Annotated in this window: 18 protein-coding genes; 7 read left to right on the forward strand and 11 right to left on the reverse strand. The window is 74.2% G+C overall.

Features of this window, described 5'->3' with window-relative positions:
• Positions 1-24 precede the first annotated feature (24 nt).
• Entirely contained in the window at positions 25-1,407 is a 1,383-nt protein-coding gene (locus tag ACIBZJ_RS02025; RefSeq protein WP_395924460.1) for a TIR domain-containing protein, read from the reverse strand.
• Positions 1,408-1,589: 182 nt separating this feature from the next.
• On the opposite strand from ACIBZJ_RS02025, the gene ACIBZJ_RS02030 reads away from it, so the two are divergent.
• Both ACIBZJ_RS02030 and ACIBZJ_RS02035 read left to right on the forward strand, forming a co-directional pair.
• The gene (locus tag ACIBZJ_RS02030; protein ID WP_395924462.1) at positions 1,590-2,744 is read left to right on the forward strand and encodes a DUF4185 domain-containing protein; all 1,155 of its coding nucleotides are present in this window, start codon (positions 1,590-1,592) and stop codon (positions 2,742-2,744) included.
• Positions 2,745-2,759: 15 nt separating this feature from the next.
• The gene (locus ACIBZJ_RS02035) at positions 2,760-6,281 is read left to right on the forward strand and encodes a LuxR C-terminal-related transcriptional regulator (protein ID WP_395924464.1); all 3,522 of its coding nucleotides are present in this window, start codon (positions 2,760-2,762) and stop codon (positions 6,279-6,281) included.
• Between the two features lie 50 nt (positions 6,282-6,331).
• Here ACIBZJ_RS02035 and ACIBZJ_RS02040 read toward each other — a convergent pair whose 3' ends face one another.
• Positions 6,332-6,721, reverse strand: coding sequence for a DUF6924 domain-containing protein (locus ACIBZJ_RS02040; protein ID WP_395924466.1), 390 nt, complete (start codon positions 6,719-6,721; stop codon positions 6,332-6,334).
• Between the two features lie 69 nt (positions 6,722-6,790).
• Here ACIBZJ_RS02040 and ACIBZJ_RS02045 point away from each other — a divergent pair, with 69 nt between their 5' ends.
• From ACIBZJ_RS02045 to ACIBZJ_RS02055, 3 genes are all read left to right on the forward strand, one after another.
• Complete coding sequence (locus ACIBZJ_RS02045) at positions 6,791-7,759, forward strand: aldo/keto reductase (protein WP_395924468.1); 969 nt, start codon at positions 6,791-6,793, stop codon at positions 7,757-7,759.
• 100 nt (positions 7,760-7,859) lie between these two features.
• Positions 7,860-8,453 (forward strand): DUF3455 domain-containing protein, encoded by a 594-nt coding sequence (locus ACIBZJ_RS02050; protein WP_395924470.1) that lies wholly within the window; start codon positions 7,860-7,862, stop codon positions 8,451-8,453.
• A 101-nt stretch (positions 8,454-8,554) separates the two neighbouring features.
• Positions 8,555-9,118, forward strand: coding sequence for a GNAT family N-acetyltransferase (locus ACIBZJ_RS02055; RefSeq protein ID WP_395924472.1), 564 nt, complete (start codon positions 8,555-8,557; stop codon positions 9,116-9,118).
• Here ACIBZJ_RS02055 and ACIBZJ_RS02060 read toward each other — a convergent pair.
• Complete coding sequence (locus tag ACIBZJ_RS02060) at positions 9,115-9,609, reverse strand: LURP-one-related/scramblase family protein (protein WP_395924474.1); 495 nt, start codon at positions 9,607-9,609, stop codon at positions 9,115-9,117. The two genes, ACIBZJ_RS02055 and ACIBZJ_RS02060, sit on opposite strands and share 4 nt — an antisense overlap.
• 316 nt (positions 9,610-9,925) lie before the next feature.
• Between ACIBZJ_RS02060 and ACIBZJ_RS02065 the strand changes: the two genes are divergently transcribed.
• Positions 9,926-11,386, forward strand: a complete 1,461-nt coding sequence (locus ACIBZJ_RS02065; RefSeq protein ID WP_395924476.1) for an ankyrin repeat domain-containing protein — start codon at positions 9,926-9,928, stop codon at positions 11,384-11,386.
• A gap of 4 nt (positions 11,387-11,390) precedes the next feature.
• Here the strand turns inward: ACIBZJ_RS02065 and ACIBZJ_RS02070 are convergent, their stop codons facing one another.
• Positions 11,391-11,810, reverse strand: coding sequence for a hypothetical protein (locus ACIBZJ_RS02070; protein ID WP_395924478.1), 420 nt, complete (start codon positions 11,808-11,810; stop codon positions 11,391-11,393).
• Complete coding sequence (locus ACIBZJ_RS02075; RefSeq protein WP_395924480.1) at positions 11,807-14,836, reverse strand: dynamin family protein; 3,030 nt, start codon at positions 14,834-14,836, stop codon at positions 11,807-11,809. The genes ACIBZJ_RS02070 and ACIBZJ_RS02075 overlap by 4 nt, the downstream gene beginning before the upstream one ends.
• 52 nt (positions 14,837-14,888) lie before the next feature.
• Between ACIBZJ_RS02075 and ACIBZJ_RS02080 the strand changes: the two genes are divergently transcribed.
• On the forward strand, positions 14,889-15,617 hold the full coding sequence (locus ACIBZJ_RS02080) for a phosphatase PAP2 family protein (protein WP_395924482.1): 729 nt from the start codon (positions 14,889-14,891) through the stop codon (positions 15,615-15,617).
• Here the strand turns inward: ACIBZJ_RS02080 and ACIBZJ_RS02085 are convergent.
• From ACIBZJ_RS02085 to ACIBZJ_RS02110, 6 genes are read right to left on the reverse strand one after another with little or no spacing between them, the layout of a single operon-like run.
• On the reverse strand, positions 15,596-15,955 hold the full coding sequence (locus ACIBZJ_RS02085) for a hypothetical protein (protein ID WP_395924484.1): 360 nt from the start codon (positions 15,953-15,955) through the stop codon (positions 15,596-15,598). The genes ACIBZJ_RS02080 and ACIBZJ_RS02085 overlap by 22 nt on opposite strands.
• Positions 15,952-16,818, reverse strand: a complete 867-nt coding sequence (locus tag ACIBZJ_RS02090; protein WP_395924486.1) for an extradiol ring-cleavage dioxygenase — start codon at positions 16,816-16,818, stop codon at positions 15,952-15,954. The genes ACIBZJ_RS02085 and ACIBZJ_RS02090 overlap by 4 nt, the downstream gene beginning before the upstream one ends.
• A complete protein-coding gene (locus ACIBZJ_RS02095; RefSeq protein ID WP_395925980.1) occupies positions 16,811-17,617 on the reverse strand; it encodes a citryl-CoA lyase in 807 nt (268 codons plus the stop codon). The genes ACIBZJ_RS02090 and ACIBZJ_RS02095 overlap by 8 nt, the downstream gene beginning before the upstream one ends.
• Positions 17,618-17,648: 31 nt before the next feature.
• Complete coding sequence (locus ACIBZJ_RS02100) at positions 17,649-18,887, reverse strand: CaiB/BaiF CoA transferase family protein (RefSeq protein ID WP_395924488.1); 1,239 nt, start codon at positions 18,885-18,887, stop codon at positions 17,649-17,651.
• 60 nt (positions 18,888-18,947) lie between these two features.
• Entirely contained in the window at positions 18,948-19,766 is an 819-nt protein-coding gene (locus tag ACIBZJ_RS02105) for an IclR family transcriptional regulator C-terminal domain-containing protein (RefSeq protein ID WP_395924490.1), read from the reverse strand.
• Between the two features lie 50 nt (positions 19,767-19,816).
• Positions 19,817-21,037 (reverse strand): serine/threonine-protein kinase, encoded by a 1,221-nt coding sequence (locus ACIBZJ_RS02110; protein ID WP_395924492.1) that lies wholly within the window; start codon positions 21,035-21,037, stop codon positions 19,817-19,819.
• Between the last annotated feature and the right edge of the window lie 22 nt (positions 21,038-21,059).

The raw sequence follows: 21,059 nt of genomic DNA on the forward strand, positions 1-21,059 counted from the left end.
CCGGTCCTGAGCCGGTCCTGGGCCTCAGGCGTCCCGCGGTGCTCCGGCGCCGCGGGACGCGGGGGTCGTCCACAGCCGCACGACCGGATCCATCCCGCCGGTCGCCAGCAGCCGCCCGTCCGGGCGGAACGCGCAACTGAACACCGCCTCGCCCGTCCGGACGAGCGCGATCTGCCGCCCGGTCCCCCGGTCCCACCACCGCACGGTCCCGTCGTGGCCGCCCGACACCAGGTAGCGCCCGTCCGGGCTGAACGCCAGCGCGCCGATCGTCCCCTCGTGCCCGGTCAGCGGCGCACCGGCCGGGTGGTTGCCCGGGACGTCCCACAAGCGCACCAGGCCGTCCAGGCTCCCCGCGGCGACCAGCCGCCCGTCCGGGCTGAACGCGAGGCACGTCCCGGTGCCCAGGTGGTTCCCGGTGTGCATCCGGAGAAACAGGCCGGTGCGCAGATCCCACAGCCGCGTGCAGGGATCCATTCCGCCGGCCGCCGCGAACCGTCCGTCCGGGCTGAGCGCGAGCGCGCTGAGATGCGGAAAGCCGTCGACGATCGGCCCGGCGACCCGCCGGCCGGTCGTGGTGTCCCAGACCGACAACCGGTCGTCCTGGCCGCCGGTGGCCAGGTAGGTGGCGTCCCGGTCGAAGACGGCCGAGTACAGGGAACCTCCGCAGGAGTGCGGCGGCCCGGCCTCGCGCGGGTTCTCCGGGTCGGTCACGTCCCAGCGGCACAGCGACCCGTCCCAGCCCACCCCCAGCAGGCGGCGGCCGTCCGGTGTGAACGCCACCGCACCGACGCTGGTGCCGCACCCCTGCAGCGGCGGCCCGACGAGGCGGGTCGCGGCCGCGTCGAACAGTCGCACCGTGGCGTCGTTGTCGCCGGCGGCGAGCATCCGCCCGTCGGGGCTGAACGCCAGCCGCACGGCCGCGGCGTGACCTCCGGCCAACGCCCAGGTGTCCGGCGCCCAGGCATCCGGGGCCTGGGTGCCCGGGAGCTGGGTGCCCGGGAGCTGGGTGCCCGGGGCCCGGGCGTCCGGCGCGGTGAGTCCGCGGAGCTCGTCCACGAAGCGGGCACCCGGCAGGCGGCCGCCGGTCACGTCCTCGCGGTGCAGCGACACCAGCTGCAGCGGCACCCGGCACGGCGCCAGCATCAGCGGCAGGATCCGTTTGCCCCGCTCCAGGGCGTAGTGGAGCTCGTTCTTCACCCACGCCGACGACACCGCGTCCGGGCTCAGCACGACGACGAACGCCGCACACGCGTCGATCCGGTCCTGGAGTTCGTCCGGGAACGCGTCCCCGACCGCGAGATCGAAGTCCCACCAGGCCGCGACGCCCGCGGCCGCGAGGAGCGCGGCGAGCTTCTCCACGTACGGCCGGTCGCGACGGCTGTAGCTGAGGAACACCGACCGGTCCACACGCACCAGTCTGCCCGAGCCGTCACGCGTCCCGTCCGTCGCGCTGCCCGCGGAGCGCGGACGGTCGCGGCCGCGCGACCGCTGAGCGCGGACGGTCGCGCGGCCCCGCGGCCGCGCGACCGCTGAGGTGGCCGCTCGGCAGCGGGGACCGGCCGATCCGGCCGAGCGGTAGCGTGCCTCGCGTGAAGCGCGTCCTCCCCCTCGGCGTGGCGATCGTCGCGTTCGTCCTGACCGTCGTCGTCCTCCGGGTCGTCGTGTTCGACCGCGACACCCCGCCGATCCCGGGCATCCGCGCGACCGCGGAACTCGGCCCGCTCCGGCAGCACCCGCTGGTCAACGGGCGCGACAACGGCCAGAGCGCCCGGTACGGCGACACGTCGATCTGGGTGTTCGGCGACACCGTGCTGCGCGAGCCGTGGCGGTTCCTGTCCAGCACCGGCGCGGCCACGTCCGACCTGAGAGCCCGCGACGGGATCACGATCACCTCGCCCGACGTCTTCGCGGACCCCGTCGGCGACCCGGTCGACCTGCTGCCGCTGCGGCCCCCGGAGACCCGGTTCACGAAGGCCCACGCCAAGGGGTCCTGCCGCCCGGAGACCGACGGCTACTGCGCGGTCCTGATCGGACTCTGGCCGGGGGCGATCGTCGCCGACCCGGCCCGCCGCCGCGTGCTGGTGTTCTACGCGAAGCTCTGCCGCGGAGGACCGGAGGGCTCACGCTGTTCCGGGCCGCTCGGGCACGGGCTCGGCACCGGCGTCGCCGCGATCGACATGACCACCAGGAAGGTCACCCGGCTGACCGCCACCGGTACGCGCACGCTGAGCAGCGTCGAAGGTCCCGATCCGACGTTGTTCTTCCCCGGGTCCACGCCCTGGACCGCGGCCGCCACGCTGGTCGGCGACGACCTCTACGTCTACGGCGACTGCGACGCCCGCTGCCACGTGGCCCGGGTGCCCGTAGCCTCGGTCGCCGACCGGTCGGCCTGGCGGTTCTGGGCCGGCGACGACCGCTGGGCCGCCGACGAGGGCGGCGCGGCCGCGAACCTGTCCGGGGGCTCGGCCGGCAACAGCGTGATCCACGTGCCCGCGCTCGACGCGTGGCTCAACGTCTACCTGCCGAAGCTGAGCAACACGCTGACCGGGCAGGTCGGGTCGTCGCCGTCGGGGCCGTGGTCGCGGCCGTTCGCGATCGCCGAGACCGACAGCGCGGGCGGCGGCGCGAACTACGCCGGGTTCGCGCACCCGGAGTTCGCCGAGAAGGACGGCCGGGTCCAGTACTTCAGCTACTACCAGGCGAAGACCTACCAGCAGAGAATCATCCGGGTGGAGTTCGACTGACCTCAGGAGCCGCCCGTGATCGCCGGACGCGCGGAACAGCTTCGCCGGATCGAGCACGTGGTGGCGGCCGGTGGGGCGCTGGTCGTGCACGGCGAGGCCGGGATCGGCAAGAGCACGCTGCTGGACTCGGTGGCGGCCCGGGCGTCCGGGCACACCGTGCTGCGGGCCTGCGGCGCCGAGACCGAGGCCGACCTGGCCTTCTCGGCGCTGACCGACCTGCTGGGGCCGGTGCTGCCCGACTGCGCGGCGCTGCCCGAGCCGCAGGCCGCGGCGGTACGCGGTGCGCTGGCCTCCGGCCCGCCCGGGCCCGGCGACCGGCTCACGGTCTGCGTCGCGGCCCTCGGGCTGTTGCGGGCCGCCGCGCTCCGGCGTCCCGTGCTGGCTCTGGTGGACGACGTGCAGTGGGTCGACGCGTCCTCGCGGGAGTGCGTCGAGTACGTGGCCCGGCGGGCCGGTGCGGGCGTCGCGGTGATCGTGGCGGCCCGGGACCCGTGGTACGAACGGGCCCGGGACGGGCTCCCGGAGCTGACGGTCGGGCCGGTGAGCGGGGGCGCCGCCCTCGACATCCTGCGCGAGCGGGCGCCGGACCTGGCGTCGCCGGTCGCGGCCGCGGTGGCCAGGGCGGCAGCCGGGAACCCGCTCGCCCTCGTCGAATTGCCGTCGACGCTGACCGCGGCCCAGCGGACCGGCGCCGACGCGCTCGACCTGCCGTTCGCGCCGGGGCGCCGGCTGCTGCGGGTGTTCGCCGACCGGGTCGACGCGTTGCGGCCGGCCGCGTACCGGGCCGCGCTGGTGGCGGCCGCGTACGCGGGGAGCGACCTGCGGACGATCGAGGCCGCCTGCGCGCGCGCCGGGACGTCGGCCGACCACCTCGACGCGGCCGAGGCCCGGGACGTCGTGCGGGTGCACGACGGGCGGGTGACGTTCACCCATCCGCTGGTGCGGGGGCTGGTGTACCGGCGGGCCCCGGCGTCGCTGCGGCGGCAGTCGCACGCGGTGCTGGCCGCGGTCCTCGACTCCGACCAGCGGGCGTGGCACCTGGCCTCGGCCGCCGTCGGCCCCGACGAGGAGGCCGCGTCGGCGCTCGATGCGGTCGCCGCCAGGGCCGTCGCCCGGCGCGCCTACGCCGCCGCGTCCGCCGCCGCCGCCCGCGCCGCCGACCTGACCGCCCCCACCCCCGGCGCGACCGGCCCACCGCACGGGGCCGGCCCGGCACACGGGACCGGCCCGGCACACGGGGCCGGGCCGGACGCCGCGGGCCTGCGGCGCGGGCGGCTGTACGTCGCCGCGCAGGCCGCGGCCGCCGCCGGCCGGGCCGACCGGGCGCTGGCGCTGCTGGCCCGGGCCGGTTCCGGCCACGACGTCCGGGTGGACCACCTGTACGGCCGGTTGCTGGTCTGGCGGGGACGGGCCGCGGAGGCGACGCCGCTGCTCGTGGCACACGCCCGCCGCTGCCCGGATCCCGCGGTGGCCGCCGCGATGTACGCCGACGCCGCCGTCGGCGCCACGACGATCACCGCCCACCGCACCGCCGAACGCCACGCGCGCCGGGCCGCCGCGCTGATCCCGGCCACCGCCGACCGGGAACTGCGCGGGCCGGTGCTGGCCACGTTCGCGTGGACGCTCGCCCTGCGCGGCCAGGCCCGCGAATCGCGGGCCGTGCTCGAGCGCGCCGACGAACTCGCCGCCGGCCTCGACCCGCTCGGCCCGAACGGGCCCTGGCTGCACCTGCTGCTGCGGACCCGCCTCTCGCTCACCGACTACGAACTCGCCCGCACCGCCGCCCGCGACTGGGCCGACCGGGCCCGCGACGCCGCCGCGCTCACCACGCTCGGCGGCGCCACCCTGGTCCTCGCCGACGCCGGTTTCCGCCTCGGCGACTGGCGCGCCGCCGACGCCGCGGCCCGCGAAACCCTCGAGGTCGCGCACGACGCCGGTCAGCCCGCCCTGATCGGCTACGCCCACACGATCCGGGCCCGCATCCTGGCCGCCCGCGGCGACGACGACGCGAGCCGCGACGCCGTCGCGGCCGCCCTGACCGTGGCCCGCGACCAGAACATCACGACCGGCCTGATCCATGCCCACGCCGCCGCGGGCTTCCGGGAACTCAGCGCCGACCGCCCGGCCGGCGCCGCCGACGCCCTCGTGCTGGTCGAACGGGAGGTCACCGGGTCCGGCTCCCGCGAACCCACGCTCGTCCCGTGGGCCGCCGACCTGGTCGAGGCCTCCGTCCGCCTCGGTCGCCGCGACGACGCCCGCCGCGTCGCCCGCACGCTGCGCGCGGCGGCCAGGGTGACCCGCAGCGCGCCCGCGCTCGCCGCCTCGGCCCGGTGCCACGGCCTGCTCACCGACCATTTCGACGGCGCGTTCGCCCGGGCCCTGGCCTACGACCGGGCGCGCCCGGTGCCGTTCGAGCGGGCCCGCACGCTGCTGGCGTCCGGACGGCGCCTGCACCGGGCCCGCCGCCGCACCGAGGCCCGCGTCCACCTCCGGGAGGCCCTGGCCGGGTTCCGCGCCCTCGGGGCGGATGCCTGGACCGCGCAGACCGAGGCCGAACTCCGGGCGGCCGGCGCCCGCCGCCGCGCCCCGGCGAGCGACGCGCTCACCCCGCAGGAACTGCGGGTCGCCGACGCCGCCGCGCAGGGCCACTCGACCCGCGACATCGCCGCGGCCCTGTTCCTCTCCCCGAAGACCATCGACTACCACCTGCGCCACATCTACCGGAAACTCGGCGTCCATTCGCGAGCCCACCTGGCCGCGGTCTTAAGAACCAGGTCTTTCCCCGGTGACCAGCAACCAGCGCTTTCCTACCGTTTCCCTGGTCAGAACACGAACGGGGAGACACGAACCATGAGCGACATCGTCATCAAGGACCACTCGTTCACCGCGAGCGGCATCACCTATTTCCGCGACAACATCTACTCGATCGAGATGGGCTCCTACGGCAAGAAGCACGACGTGGCCCTGAGCCCGAAGGCCTACCTGGAGGTGCAGAACCGGATCCAGCGCGACGTCCTGAAGCCCTACCTGCGCTACGGCAACTACGTGACGATCGACTGGGAGAAGCAGAGCTCTTCGGAGGTCAACGCCCAGGGGAAATTCACGTACTTCACGGCGTCGGCGTCCGGCGGGCTGACCGCCGACTACACGAAGGCGAAGTCCGAGCACCTCCGCCTGGTCTACTTCCGCATCGACAACGGGTCGATGGAGAAGATGCTCAACCAGGACGCCGACGGCTGCCGCAAGTACCTGCGCGACGAGGGCGGCGACGGCCGGGTGGTCTGCGGGTTGTGGATCGCCACCGACCACACGGTCGCCGAGACCGTCGACGCGGCCTACAAGGGCAACGGCAGCGTCTCGGTGAGCGTCGGGGCAGCCGGCCTCGACGTGTCGGCGACGGCCACGACCGGCACGAAGAAGACCGTCACGATGACCGTCGGCCCCGGGGCGTTCGCGTACCTGCTGGCCAAGGTCACCGACTGGGACTCCGACGACAAGGTCGGGACGGTCAGGGACGACAAGCACGGGCTCTCCTGAGCCGGTGCGGCCGGGCCCGCCGGCTCAGGCGGGCCCGGCCGCCGTTCGTGCTACCGCTCGCGCAGGATCCCGTCCTCGTCCGCGGCGTCGGCGAGTTCCCCGAACTCCCGGTTCCCCAGCTCCAGGCTGCTCTGGACGTCGGGCAGCGCGGCCGGCACGACCCGGAACGCCCGGCCCGGCTCGGCGTCCAGATCGACCACCAGTACCGGCTGCTCGGGACTGGCGAGCGTCACGGTGTCGGCGAGGAACGCGAACGACCGCTCCGGGTCGGCGCCGAGCTGCGCCTCCAGGTCCTCCGGGGTCGTCCCGTCGAACGACGGGTCGCTGACGACCCGGAGCTCGGAATCGGACGCGACCACGGCGACCAGCGCGTTCCACGCCACCGGATCGGTGTAGTCGGCCCGGATCAGCAGCGTCTTGTCCACAGGTAGCTCAGCCACGCCGACACCGTACAGGGGCGCCGGGCGCGGCCTTGCGTTAGAGCGCGCTCGAAGTCCTACCGTGGCCGCATGAACGAACGGACGCTGTGGAACGACGGGCCGCGCGTGGGCGCGATCGGGCTCGGCTGCATGGGCATGACCTGGGCCTACGGCACGGACCCGGACTCCGACGACCCGGCCGCGGTGATCGCCGGCGCGCTCGGCCTCGGCGTCACGCTGATCGACACCTCCGACGTCTACGGCCCGTTCACGAACGAGGAATTGGTCGGCCGGGCCCTCGCCGGGCGCCGCGACGAGGTGACGCTCGCGACCAAGGGCGGCCTGGTCGCGAACCTCCTCCCCGACGGCACGCCCGACCCGACCCGCCTCCCGTACCCGGACGGCAGCCCCGGTCACCTGCGGGACGCGATCGACGCCTCGCTGCGCCGCCTCGGGGTCGAGCACATCGACCTGTATTACCTGCACCGGCCCGACCCGGCCACCCCGGTCGAAGACAGCATCGGCGTGCTGGCCGACGCGGTGCGGGCGGGCAAGATCGGCGCGATCGGGGTGTCGGAGTTCAGCGTCGAGCAGCTCGACCGGGCGCAGGCCGTGCACCCGATCAGCGCGGTCCAGTCGGAGCTGTCGCTCTGGACCCGCGACCACCTGACGACGACGCTGCCGTGGTGCGTGGCGCACGGTGCCGGGTTCGTGCCGTTCTCGCCGCTCGGGCGGGGTTTCCTCACCGGGGCGTTCCGGGAGGCGGCGTTCGCCCCCGACGACTTCCGGGCGCGCAACCCGCGATTCCGGCCGGAGAATCTGGCGGCGAACCTGGCGATCGTCGACGCGGTCGAGGCCGTCGCGGCGAAGTACGACGCGACCGCCGCGCAGGCCGCGCTGGCCTGGGTGCTGGCGCAGGGCGAGCAGGTCGTGCCGATCCCGGGTACCCGGCGGCTCTCCCGGCTCGCGGAGAACGCGGGCGCCGCCGCGCTGCAGTTGCGTCCGGAGGATCTCGCGTCGCTCGACGCGCTTCCCGCCCCGGCCGGCGCACGCTACTGACGGTCAACGAACCGTATTAAAAGCATCTGAAGCAGAGACGTAACACCCTTCTCATGAGTCACGGTACGTAGGCATTTTTGGTGCCCACTTTGGAGGACTCATGTCACGAAAGGGTGGACGGCGCGCGCTGCGCGCCGCACTCGCCCTCGCCGGAGCGACCGCTCTGGCGCTCGGCGTCGCACCCGGGGCCGCGCTGGCCACGCAGGCCGGCCCGGGCGGCAGCCCCGGCCACGGGCACGGGCACGGCGGCTCGTTCACGCTGCCGGCCGGTGCCCCGACCCCGGGTGACGGTTACCGCATCCAAGCCGCGTACAAAGTCGTGAGCGGCGTCCAGACCTACAAGTGCCTCGACACCGGGGTGTGGGACACCGCGTCCACGCCGGAGGCACAGCTCGCGCAGTACGACGGCCGCGGCCGGATCCACCACTACGCCGGACCGCGCTGGACCGCCCGCGACGGTTCGACGCTGCTCGGCGCGGTCGCGACGAAGGTGCCGCAGACCGGCACGATCCCGTGGCTGCTGCTCACCACGACGCTCGAGAAGGGCAAGCCCCGTCAGGAGCTCAGCCGGGTCACGCACATCAGCCGGGTCAACACGACCGGAGGTGTCGGACCGACGGGGGCCTGCACCCCGGGCCAGACGCAGTCGGTGAAGTACGGCGCCGACTACGTGTTCTGGGTGCCGAAGGCCTGAGTTCCGCGCGCTGAGGGTCCTCCCGGACACCACCGGGAGGGCCCTTCGTCGTGCGGGACGGGCACGCTGCTCCGACGCCACCGCGGGATATCGTGAGTCCAGTGACACCAGTGAGCCCGACGACGCCGAAGAGCCCGACGACGCCGGCGGGCCCCGTGCGCATCGCCCCCGCCGATTCCGCCGACGCCGGCGCACTCGCCGCGCTCGTCAACGACGTCTACCGGGTCGCCGAGGAGGGGCTGTGGCCGCCCGGCACGACCCGCACGTCCACCGACGAGATCGCGGCACTGACCGCCGCCGGTGAGCTGCTGGTGGCGTCCCTCGACGGCGAGATCGCCGGCGTGGTCCGCGTCCGGACCCTCGACGAGGGCACCGGGGAGTTCGGGATGCTGGCGGGCTCACGGACGCACCGCGGGGCCGGGGTCGGCACCGCGCTGATCCGGGCCGCCGAGGAGCGGGCCCGCGACGCGGGCCGGACCACCATGCAACTGGAGATCCTGGTCCCGCGCGACTGGGCCCACCCCTCGAAGGAGTTCCTCCGGGCCTGGTACGGCCGGCTGGGCTACCGGCACCGGCGCAACGAGCCGCTCGCGCTCACGTACCCGCACCTGGCGCCGCTGCTCGCGACGCCCTGCGACCTGACCGTCTGGTCCAAGCCGCTCTAGTCCTCGTCCTTCTCGGCCTTGCGGCTCATCGCGAGTTCGAGCGCGACCACGCCCGCGAGGATCAGCAGGTCGTCCTGACCGGCCAGGACGTTCACCGCGTAGGTGTCGCGGATCCGGAACCAGCGTTTGGAGACCACCGCGATGCCCTGGCCGCCGCGCTCGATCACGAACTCGCGGTCGATCAGGTTGCCGGTCATCTCCAGGTCGTCCGGCCCGGGGACGTCGATCGTGAACTTCTCCCGGAACGGCGTGAACAGCTTCTTCTTCACCTCGGCGGCTTTCTCGCCGCCGATCCGGATCTCGTAGGTCGGGCGCAGCGAGACCAGGTGCCGGTGCACCGACGCGACCTCGTTGCCCGACAGATCCTCGATGACCGTGCGGTTGCGCAGGCTGAGGACCTTGCCGTCGACGTGCAGGACCTTGTTGCCGTGTTCGTCGGTGATGTCGTAGTCATCGCCGATGTCGAAGAACCGCTCCTTGATCAGGTACATGGCCCCATGGTCGACCCCCGGCGCCAGTCGCTCGCGGGCGGCCCGTGATCACGTGCCGGCGGGCGCCGGCCGCCGGGACCGGCGCCGGCCGCGGCCTGGCGCGGGCCGCGGCCTGGCGCGGGCCGCGGCCTGGCGCGGGCCGCGGCCTGGACGTACTCGACGCGGCCGCCGCGACGGGTTAGTTTGGCCGTGGCGCGCAGGGCGCCTCCGGTCCGCGGGCAGGGCTCAGCCCACCTGTGCGGCACGGCTGTGCACTCTCCGAGCCTCCTTTCGAGCCCGGCGACGCGGACCGCGGGCGTACCGAGAGGAGGTCGGCATGCCGACCGTCACGCTCCCCAGCGACCCCGGCCTCGAGCACCTGCGCAAACTCGCGCGGCGCCTGCAGCGCGCGGTCCGCACCGGCGACGAGCACGGGCTCGCGCTGGTGACCGCGCACCACCCGGACGGCGCCCCGGCCCACCCGGCCGGCTTCAAGCTCTCCGCCGCCCAGCTCGTCGTCGCCCGCGCCCACGGCTTCCCCAGCTGGCCGGCGGTGGTGCGCTACTTCGAGGTCGTCGGCGCGTACCGCTGGGACCCGGCCGAGCCGGCCACCGACGAGGAACCGGCCGGCCGGTTCCTGCGGCTGGCCTGCCTCACCTACAGCGCCGAGGACGGCCCCGCCCGCTGGGAGGCCGCCGGGAGGCTCCTGGCCGACCACCCGGAGGTCACCGGCACCCCCTGGGGAGCGGCCGCCGCGGCCGACCTCCCGGCGATGACCCGGCTGCTCGACGCGGATCCCGGCCACGCGACCCGCCCCGGCGGCCCCTACGGCTGGTGTCCGCTGTTCTACCTGGCGTACTCACGGCTCGGTCCGGCCGACGACGCCCCGGCCGTCGCCGCGCTGCTCCTCGACGCCGGCGCCGACCCCGGCGAGGGTTACCTCTGGCACGGCCTGCCGACCCCGTTCACGGTCCTCACCGGCGTCTTCGGCGAGGGCGAACAGGGCCCGGTGCACCAGCCGCGCCATCCGCGGAGCCTCGCGCTGGCCCGTCTGCTGCTCGACGCGGGCGCCGACCCCAACGACGCCCAGACGCTCTACAACCGCCAGTTCCGCGCCGACGACGACTTCCTCGAGATCCTGCTCGACCACGGCCTCGGCACCGGCGACGGCGGTCGCTGGCGCCGCCGGCTCGGCGACGCCACCGACACCCCGGTCGAGATGCTGCGCAAGCTGCTGATCTGGGCCGCCGTCCACGGCCAGGCCGAGCGGGCGGCGCGGCTGGTCCGCGCCGGACTGGACCCGGACTTCCGGGACCGCGACGGCCGCACGCCGGCCGAACTTGCCCTGCGCAACGGCTACCCCGCCCTCGCCGCCGCCCTGGGCGGCGCCCCGGACGCCGACCCGGTCACGTCCTGGGTCGGCGCCGCGCTGGCCGTCGATCCGTCCACCCTGGACGCTCTGGAGGCGGCCGACCCCGCGCTGCCCGAACGGGTCCGCGCCGAGCTGCCCGGCCTGGTGGTCTGGGCCTCGGCGAGCCGCGGCGCCCCCGCCGTCGACCTGCTGCTCGACCGCGGTTTCGACGTCAACGCCCGCGGACGCGCCGACGGTCCCACGCCCGCCGACTGGGAGACCGCACTGCACGCCGCGGCCGGCGACAACCACATCGCGCTCATCGAGCACCTGCTGGCCCGGGGCGCCGACCCGGCGGCCCGCGACGCCCGCTTCGACGCCACGCCGCTGGACTGGGCCCGCCACTTCGGCCACACCGAGGCGATCGCGCTGCTCGAACGGGCGTGAGCCGTCACCCCGCTCCGGCCAGTACCAGCACGCCGAGCGCGGCCAGCGCGAGCAGCAGCGCGACCGTCAGCCCCACCGCGAACCGGCGCAGCCGCTCGAGCGTGGCGGTGTTGGCGGTCGCCTGCGTGCGCAGGTCGCCCAGCGACAGCGTCGCGATGTCGATCCGCTCCCGCAGCTGGTCGGTGCCGGACGCGGTCGTCCGCACCAGATCGCCGACCTGCGAACTGAGCCGGGACCGGTCGGCCCGGTCGTCGCCGAGCAACTCGTCGAGCGTCCGCAGCCGGACGTCGAGCGCGGCGATCGTCTCGCGCAGTTCGGCGCCGAACGGTGCCAGCGTCGGTTCGACGGCGCGTTTCGTGATGTCGGTGACGGCGTCGCTGAGCAACGTCACGGTCTCCTGGTGAACGTCCCGGGTGGTGGTCAACTGTCCCCTCCGCTACAGGTTCGGGCTACGGCGTCCAGGCGCTGGAGCCAGAGCGACGCGCGATCGCGTCCCTCGGTGGCTCCGGCGCCCTCGTGCGGCGCGGAGATCCCCCCGGTCGCCGCGGCGACCTCCGCGTCGAGTTCGTCGGCGAGACGGGCCAGCTCCGCGTCGAGCTCGCCGACGAACGCGTCGACGGTGGTGGTGACGGCCCGGCGTCCGCGTTCGCGGGCGGACGGCCACTCGGTGCCGAGTCGCAGCCACTCCTCGTCGGGTGCGGTCCGCCACCGCCGGGGATCCACCAGCGCCCGCCAGCCGCGGCTGGCGTCCGGCGTTCCCCCGGCCGGGGGCAGGGGCAGCGCGAACGGCGTCCCGTCGGGCACCGGCTCGGGCACGCGGAGGGTCCCGCGCGGGATCCGGACCGACAGTTCGCGACCGACCGTCGCGCACGCCTCGGCGAGCGCCATCCCCGAGCGGTGGTTGAGGTCCTCGAGCGCGGCGGTCAGCCGCTCCCGCGCCTCCGCGGACCCGCGCCGCTCCCCGAACACCACCTCGTCCACCGGCGCGATCGCGTCGTCGACGACCGCGGCGGCGCGGCTGCGCAGCCACGGCTCGCCCCACCCGGCCGTGCGCAGCGCGCCGCGGACGTCCGCCAGCGTCACCGCGTCGGCCCGGAGCGCGCCGGCCCGGGCCACCCGGCCGCGCTCGCCCTCGGCGACCCGGTCGACCCGGCGGCCGTGCCGGTCCGCGACCTCGGACACGATCGCCCTGGCCCGGTCGATCAGGGCCGCGAGGCCGGTCTGCCGGGCCGAGAGCACCGCCTGCCGCAGGTCGTCGGCGAACGCCCGGAACTCGTCGTCCGGCGCCGTGACGACCTCGGTGAAGTAGATCGGCGGCAGCGCCGCCCCGGGCGCGGTCAGCCCCCGGGCGACGCTCTGCCTGATCCGTTCCGCGTGCGCACCGGCCGGCCCCTTCTTCGTCAGCACGACGTAGGTGCGGGCCCCGGTCCGGCTGTTGCGCAGGAACGCGAGGTTCGCCTCGTCCTCCCGGCCGGCCGGTTTCGTTCCGTCGATGCAGTACACGACGACGCTCGGGTTCCCCTCCCGCACGGCCCGCCGGACGTCGGCCCGATGCCGGACGACCGGCGCGTCGGTGCCCGGGGTGTCGACGATCGTGACGTGCTCCAGCAGCGGGCACGGTTCGCCGAACTCCAGCGTGCCGATCCGCAGCGCCAGCGCCGGGTCGCGGGCGACGTCGGCGAGCGCGCGTTCGCGGTCGGCGGTGCCCGGCCAGCGGCCGGGCGTGCTGGCGAACCGGTGCACGGTCACCTCGGCCGGCACCGACGGGTCGGTGATCCGCGGCCGGTCCGGGCTCGGCGCCAGGTAGGCGTGCCCGTGCGGCGAGCCGTTGACGTCCAGCATCGTCCAGAGGCGCTTGAGCGCGGCCGGTCCGTCGATCCCGGCCGGCGTCGGCGTCAGCGGGACGAACTCGCAGTCGCGGGCCGCGACCGCGCGGTCGCGCAGCCACCGTTCGATCGCCCGCACGTTCTCCAGGTGGACGCGAACCTGGTGCGGTTCGGCGCCGGGCGAGAGCAGCCGCAGCGTGACGGCCTCGCGCCAGGTCACGCCGACGTCCGGCCGGGCGGCGTGGCGCAGGCGGGTGACCACGGAGGTGGTCGCGTGCGCCGCGACCGGTAGCACCGGCGCGCCGACCAGCGCGTTGATCAGCGTGGACTTCCCGGCCGAGGCCGGACCGAGCACCACGACACCGGGCCGCTCGGCCAGCACCGCCGACCGCACCGCCGAGAGTGCTTCGCGCTCCGGTTCCGACGTTCCCAGCGAGGCGTCCGCCAGCGCGTTGTCGAGCAGCGCGACCAGATCGTCCCCGGTCCGGGAGTAGTGGGTCCCGAACTCCGCCCCCACCACCGTGGACGGCCCGGCGTGCGGCGACTCGGCCGTGGACGGCTCGGCGTCGTCCGTCCGGGCTTCCGCGTCGTAGGCCTCGGCCAGCGCGGCCGCGTCGCGGTCGATGGCGGCCCGGAGGTCGGCGACCGGGCTCACCTCGGCGGCCAGCAGGGCGACCCGGCCCAGGTGGTCGTCCAGGTCGATCACGGCCGGGCCGTCGCGTTCGACCGCCAGCAGGTCCGCCAGCACGTGCAGCGACCCGATCCAGTCCGGGTGCCTGGCCATCACCGCCATCGTCCGCCGCCGGGTGTACTCGGCGCCGACGGTCTCCCGGCTCCGCGCCGCCGCCGCGCTCAGCGTCGCGGCCCACCGCTCCGGCAGCGTGTGCGCGCGCAACGCCGCCACGCACCGGCGCAGCAACTCCAGCTCGGGCGCGTCCGGCCCCAGCCGGGACACGACCAGCGGCACGACCGCCCCCGGCGCCGGCACTTCGCCGACCCCGGGCGGCCCGCCCGCGGCCTCCGCCTCGCGCCGGTTCTCCAGCAGCACCGACGGCACGTGCCGCAGGGCCTCCAGCGCGTGGACGTCGAGCTCGGTCGCCCCGCGCCGGGGCAGCACGTACAGCACGCCCGCGCCCTCCCGGCGGGCCTCGTCCAGCGTCGCGCCGCCGAGCTCACCGGCGTCCGCGAGCCCCGGGGTGTCGACGAGCGACAGCCCCCACTCGTCGAGCAGCCGGGCCGGTGCGACCGCCCGTACCCGGCGCAGCTGCGCCCGCCCGGCGAAGTCCGCGAAGCCGGGCGGTACCTGCTCCCAGGTGTCGCCGACGGCGAGCCACAACACCGGCTCCGGCCCGTACACCCACTCGACCGGCACCGGGGTCCCCCGCCCCGGGCGCGGTGCCAGTCCGGGGAACAGACCGGCCACGTCGGCGAGGATGCGCGCGGCCAGTACCGTCTTTCCGGAGTCCACCGGTCCCACCAGCACCAGGGTGAACTCGGGGACGGTGCCGAGCCGGATCCGCTGGCCGATCCGGTCGGCGGCGTCGTAGGCCGCCCGGACCGCAGCCGGAAGCAGTGCGATCGAAGCCAGGTCGGGGTCAGTGGCGACAGTGGAGGGGGCGGTCACGCTTGGCGAGTGTAGAGCAGGTATGCCCCATATAAGCGCAATTGGACGGTATGTGCTGAACTTGCCTCACACCACGCTCTCCTGGCGACGGGAGCTCGTGTTGATCATCGCGTTTCTCGTTCCTTACGACCTGATCCGGATGGCCGCCGGCAGCGACCGCGGCGTCGGGATCCGGCACGCCCGCGACGTCCTCGGGCTCGAGCACCACCTGGGCCTGGACGTCGAAGCGTCGCTCAACCGGGCGCTCGCCGCGGCGCCCGGTCCCGAGATCGCCGCCGGGTTCTGGTACGCCGGGCTGCACTACCTGGTCACCCCGCTGGTGCTGCTCGTCCTCTACCGCACGGCGCCGCACCGCTACCAGCGGATGCGTCTCGCGCTGATGATCGCGACCGCGGTCGCGCTCGCCGGCTACCTGCTGTTCCCCACCGCGCCGCCGCGTTTCCTGCCCGGTTACGCCGACACGATGGTCGCCACCGCCGACGTCGGCTGGTGGACCACCAACGCGTCCGCCGGTCTCAACGAGCTCGCCGCGATGCCGTCGATGCACGTCGGCTGGGCGCTCTGGTGTGCGCTGGTGCTGAGCAGCCTCACCCGCAGGCTCTGGCTCAAGGTGCTCGCGTTCGCGTATCCGGTCACGACGACGCTGGTCGTGGTCGCGACCGCCAACCACTGGGTGCTCGACGCCGTCGCCGGCGCCGCGCTGGTGCTCGGGGCGTGGCGGGCCGTCGTCCCCGCGCCCCACCCCGAGCGGCAGCCCGCCTACGTGGCGATGTCCGGATAGGGCAGCGTGAGGTGCGACATCCGGGCGGCGTAGGCCTTCACGTACTCGAGCGGTTCGTGGTCGTGCTCGAACAGCGCGATGAACAGCGTCAGGGTCAGGAACGGGTGGGCACCCATCTCGAACAGCTTGACGTGGTCCCGGGCGACGAGCGCTTCACGCTCGTCGTCGGCGAACGCCAGCCAGGTCGACTTCTCCCCGGCCACGCAGTTCAGGATCTCGTTGGCCTTCTCGGTCTCCCACCAGGCGACCGTGCCGGCCGGGTCGTCCCGGTAGCGCTGCACCAGGTCGGGGTCCCGGTCGATCGTGTAGAGGAACTTGTTCACCAGGTACTTGCTCACAGCGAAGACCCACCCTTCGGGTACCAGGTGAAGTACGCCTCCATCGTGTGGAACAGGTCGACGGTCTCGGTGTAGTCGGCCTTGGCACCCTCGCCGGCCACGCCCATCATCAGCATGAAGTCCATGAACCCGTGGGTGGCGTTGCCCGGCTTGTGCAGGCTGTCGAGCGTCACCTCGGAGAGGGCACCCTCGATGTCGCCGGACGCGATCCACTCGACCGCCTTGCGGTCGAACTCCGGGTCCGGCCCGGTCGGGCCGAACTGCCGCGGACCGCCGAGCTCCAGCGACAGGTGACCGGTGCCGATCACCGCGACGCGCTGGTTGCCCGGCATCGACTCGACCAGCTCCCGGATCGTCCGGCCGAGCTGGACGAACCGCTTCGGCTGCGGCAGCGGCGGCGCGAAGATGTTCGTGTAGATCGGGACGATCGGCAGGTCGGCCTGCGGGCGCAGCGTGATGATCGGGCACGTGACGCTGTGGTCGATCCGCAGTTCGTTGCTGAACGCCAGGTCGAAGCCCGCGTCCAGGCCCTCGCGCAGGATGTGCGCGGAGAACGCCTCGTCGCCGGCGAGCCGCATCCGGGGCAGGCCGAATTCGCGTTCCTCGTTGTACCAGTTCGCGTCGTAGACCGGCGCCTTGCCGACCAGGAACTGGGGCATGTTGTCCAGCCAGAACTGGTGGAAATGGTCGGAGCCGACCATCACCAGCACGTCCGGACGCGCCCGGGTCAGCGTCTCGCGGAAGTTCTCGATCTTGCTGATCCACTCCGCGGCGAACGGCGGGCGTTCCTCCTCGGGCGCGGTGCTGGTCTTGTAGTAGAACGGATGGTGGGTGGACGCGATCACCGCGACCAGCTCAGCCATGGGCACCTCCGTACGGGTCTGGATCAACGGATCGATTATTGAGGTCCACGGACAGGAAGATCTCGTCGGCCACCGGGTGACGGAGCTCCTCGGCCAACTGTCCGATCAGGCCGGCCGTGCGCGCGAGCAGCGCGAACCCGCGCAGCAGCTCCAGCGGAAGGCCGAGGTCGGCCAGGGCCGCGCCGCACACACCGGCGCCGTTGAGCGGCAGCGTCCGGCCCAGGATCTCCGGGTGCACCCGGCCGATGGCCGCGAACAGGGAGAGGTGCGGGCCGTAGAGGCCCTCTTCCGCGGCGATCGCGAACAGCCGGGGTGTCCGCGGGTCGCCGTCCTTGTGCACGTGGTGCCCGAGTCCGGGCACGAACTTCTTCTCGGCCCGCTGCGCGGCCACCACCTCCCGGGCCACCGCGTCCCAGCCGGCGTCGTCCGCCGGCCGGTGTTCCAGGCCTTCGAGGACGCCGTGGAGGAAGCGTCCGCAGTCCTCGGTGACGCCCAGGAAGCGCGAGCCGCCGCCGAGCAGGCCGGCGGCGAGCGCGCCCTGGACCGAGTCCGGCGCGCCCAGATACGTCAGCCGGGTGACGATCGCGGTCGGGGTGAAGCCGTGGTCGGCGAGCGCGGCCAGCACGGCCTCGAACACCCGGGTCTCGCCCGTGCTCGGGCGCCGCTGGGTGGCCAGCCAGAACGCGAGCTCACCGAACCCGACGTGGCCCATCACGTCGTCGGCCAGGCTCTGCCCGAGCAGCGTGATCTCGTGCCGCGACGACGCGCCGAGCGCGGTCGGGTAGACCGGCCGGTCGATCTGCTCGCGGCTCTCCGGCGCGCGGTCGGTCTCAGTCACGCCCAGCCTCCGTTCCGTTCGTCGCCCCGGTGGCGGCAGTGGCGGCAGTGGCGGCGGTCGCGGGGGCCGCGGGGGCCGCGCCCGGGTGCCCGGCCGCGCCCGTGGCCAGCCAGTGGCGGATCTCGGCGCCGTGCTGATCGAGTGCCGGTGGCGCCGACCGGTAGGTCGGCGGCGTCAGCGAGAAGCCGATCGGGTTGCGCACGGTGGGGACGCCGCCGACCTCGACCACCGGCTGCAAGCCGAGGCGCTCGGCCAGTTCGACACCCCCCTGCACGGTGTTGATCGGGCCGCACGGGAGGCCGGCCTCGGTCAGTATCGCGAACCAGTCCTGGGCACTCTTCGCCGACAGGGCCTCGAGCAGCAGCGGACGCAGTTCCTCGCGGTTCTCGTTGCGCCGGCCGATCGTGTCGAAGCGGGGGTCGTCGGCCCACTCCGGGTGACCGAGGACCTCGGCGAGCCGCCGGAACTGCCCGTTGTTGCCCGCGACGACGATCAGCTCGCCGTCGCCGGTCTGCAGTGGCTCGTAGGGGAACAGGCTCAGGTGCGCGTTGCCCATCCGGGTGGGGACCACGCCACCGGCGACGTACGCGGAGGTCTGGTTCACCAGCGTGCTCAGCGCCGTCGAGAGCAGGTTCGTCTCGATGTGCTGTCCCTCGCCGGTCTCGTCGCGGTGGTGCAGCGCGGCCAGGATGCCGATCACCGACTGCAGGCCGGTCATCACGTCGAACACCGAGATCCCGGCCCGGAACGGCGGGCCGTCCGGCGAGCCGGTCAGGCTCATCAGACCGGACATGCCCTGCACCAGCAGGTCGTAGCCGGGCAGTTTCGCTCCGCCCTCGGCACCGAAACCGCTGATCGAGCAGTAGATCGTGCGCTCGTTGCGTCCTCTCACGGCCTCGTAGTCGAGGCCGAAACGGGCCAGCCCGCCGGGCTTGAAGTTCTGGATGAACACGTCGGCCCTGGCCGACAGCGCGTGGGCCACAGACAGGTCGTCGGCGTCCTTCAGATCGAGCGCGATCGACCGCTTGTTGCGGTTCACGGCCAGGTAATACGTGCCCACGTCGTCCCGCCGCGGCGGGACCCAGCCCCGGGTGTCGTCACCCGCCGGGCCTTCGACCTTGATCACCTCGGCGCCGAGATCGGCCAGCAGCATCGTCGCGTACGGCCCGGCGAGCACGCGGGAGAAGTCCGCGACCACGATTCCGGACAACGGGCCTTCCGACACTGCCATCACTCTCCTGACCGCTCTACGGACAACTGTCCGCTACTCTCGCTCGCAGGCGTGGGGGTGTCAAGAAACCGCGGAGTCCCGCTCGAGTTCGACGTGCGGCCTCGACTGCCAGAGCGCCCACTCGGCACTGACATCGCCCGCCGTGCGCAACAGCTTCGGAAGATGCCGATCGAGAAGTGTCTCGAGCGACGTCTCGGCCGCGTGCACGGTGACGTTCATCGCCGCCCGCACCCGCCCGGAACCGTCCCGGACCGGCGCGGCCACCGACCGGATGCCCGGTGCGAGCTCCTCGTCGGCCAGCGCCCACCCGCGGGCCCGCACCTCGGTCAGCTCGGCGGCCAGCGCACCCCGGCCCTTGCCGAGGTAGGGCGGCAGCCCCGAGCGGCTGGGCTCGTCGAGCACCCGCGCGGCCTCGGCCGGCTCCAGACCGGCGAGCAGCACCTTGCCCTGGGACGTCTGCGCAGCCGGGAACCGGGTGCCGATGTCGACCCGCAGCGTGATGATCTTCGGCACCGAGACCCGGGCCACGTAGACGATGTCCGACCCGTCGAGCTGGGCCATCGACGAGGACTCACCGGTGGCCGCGACCAGCCGTTCCAGGTGCGGGCGGGCGATGTCCCACAGCCCCTGCGAGCTGATGTAGGCCAGGCCGAGCGACAGCACCTTCGGCGTCAGCGCGAACCCGCCGCCGGTGACGAGGACGTACCCCATCTCCTCGAGCGTGAGCAGCAGGCGCCGGGCCGTGGGGCGGGCCAGGTCGGTCGCGGCGGCGACCTCGCTCAGCGACATGACCGGCCGCCGGGCGTCGAACGCCGCCAGCACGTCGAGGCCGCGGGCCAGCGCCTCGACGAAGTCCGGACCGGTACCGCGGTTTGCCATCTACCGAACGTACCAGTGTCCGCTGTGCGGACGGGGCAGGTGGCCGGAACTTATCTCTGTAAGGAGCCGATGACCGCGCCCGCGCCGATGCTCAGGGCGGCCAGCAGCGCCAGTCCGGCCAGCAGCAGGAGCAGCGTCCGCCGGCTCGGTCCGTCGTCCGCGTGTTCGGCCCAGACCGCGATCCGGCGCTGCACCTCGTCCGTGGAGAGCAGTTCCGACGGGCCGGACGGGTACCGGGGCGCGCCGTCGCGGTCGGGCGCCGCGTGGCGGCCCGTCCGGCCGCCGTCAGCGGCGGGGCCGGGAGCGGAGGCTTCCGCCCGGCGGGCGGACCGGGAACCGGGAGCGGTCCGGCTCGCGACCGTCACGTCCGACCGTCCGGCCCGGCCGGAGGCGGACGCCGCCGCCAGGACGTCGTCCTCCACCCGCAGCGGGCACTCCGCCCGGCTCAGCCATCCGGGCCCGAGTTCGGCCGAGGCCGCGGACGCCAGCGCCACCGCGAACTCCTTGGCGGACGCGATCCGCTCGGTCACGTCGCGCCGCAGCGCCCGGCCGATCACCTCGGCGAACCGGGGTGGCATCCCGACCGGGATCGGCGCCGACACGAAGAGCTGCTGGTGCAGCATCTCGGCGATCGGGAGGTTCTCCGGGAACGGTGGCTGCCCGCTCAGCAGGTGGTAGGCGACCCCGCCCAGCGCGTACACGTCGGACGCCGGGCGTACCGGCTGGCCGAGGATCTGCTCCGGGGCCGCGTAGCCCGGAGTGCCGACCAGCGAGCCGCTGGTCACGACGCTGCCCTCGTAGATCTTGGCCAGCCCGAAGTCGGTGACCTTGGCCGCGCCGTCCTCGGCGAACAGCACGTTGTCGGGCTTCACGTCGCGGTGGACGATGCCGCGGCCGTGGGCGGCGTGCAGCGCGTCGGCGATCGAGAGCGTGATCGCGCAGGCGGTCTCCGGACGCATCCGGACGTCGAGCCGGTCGCTGAGCGTCCCGCCCGGACAGTGTTCGAGCACCAGCAGGCAGAGGCCCTCGTGATCGGCGTAGTCGTGCACCCGGACCACGTGCGGGTGATCGAACGCGGCCATGACCTGCGCCTCGGCGAGGAATCGCCGCTCGACCGAGGGTTCCGGCATCGTGAGGACCTTGATCGCGACCCGGCGGCCCAGCGACCGGTGGCGCCCTTCCAGGACCAGACCGAAGGCACCCTGGCCGAACTCCCGGCCCACCTCGTACGACGGGAGCGCGGCGGCGATCTTCGAGCGGTCCACGAGCACCCGCAAGCTCTAGCACACCGCC

Origin of the sequence: Cryptosporangium sp. NPDC051539 (assembly GCF_044454545.1) — a bacterium.
Lineage (GTDB): Bacteria > Actinomycetota > Actinomycetes > Mycobacteriales > Cryptosporangiaceae > Cryptosporangium.

Coding starts and splice junctions, on each gene's coding strand:
- ACIBZJ_RS02100 (WP_395924488.1), bottom strand. CDS start 18,887: ATGGCAGTGTCGGAAGGCCCGTTGTCCGGAATCGTGGTCGCGGACTTC.
- ACIBZJ_RS02050 (WP_395924470.1), top strand. CDS start 7,860: ATGTCACGAAAGGGTGGACGGCGCGCGCTGCGCGCCGCACTCGCCCTC.
- ACIBZJ_RS02060 (WP_395924474.1), bottom strand. CDS start 9,609: ATGTACCTGATCAAGGAGCGGTTCTTCGACATCGGCGATGACTACGAC.
- ACIBZJ_RS02105 (WP_395924490.1), bottom strand. CDS start 19,766: ATGGCAAACCGCGGTACCGGTCCGGACTTCGTCGAGGCGCTGGCCCGC.
- ACIBZJ_RS02065 (WP_395924476.1), top strand. CDS start 9,926: ATGCCGACCGTCACGCTCCCCAGCGACCCCGGCCTCGAGCACCTGCGC.
- ACIBZJ_RS02090 (WP_395924486.1), bottom strand. CDS start 16,818: ATGGCTGAGCTGGTCGCGGTGATCGCGTCCACCCACCATCCGTTCTAC.
- ACIBZJ_RS02045 (WP_395924468.1), top strand. CDS start 6,791: ATGAACGAACGGACGCTGTGGAACGACGGGCCGCGCGTGGGCGCGATC.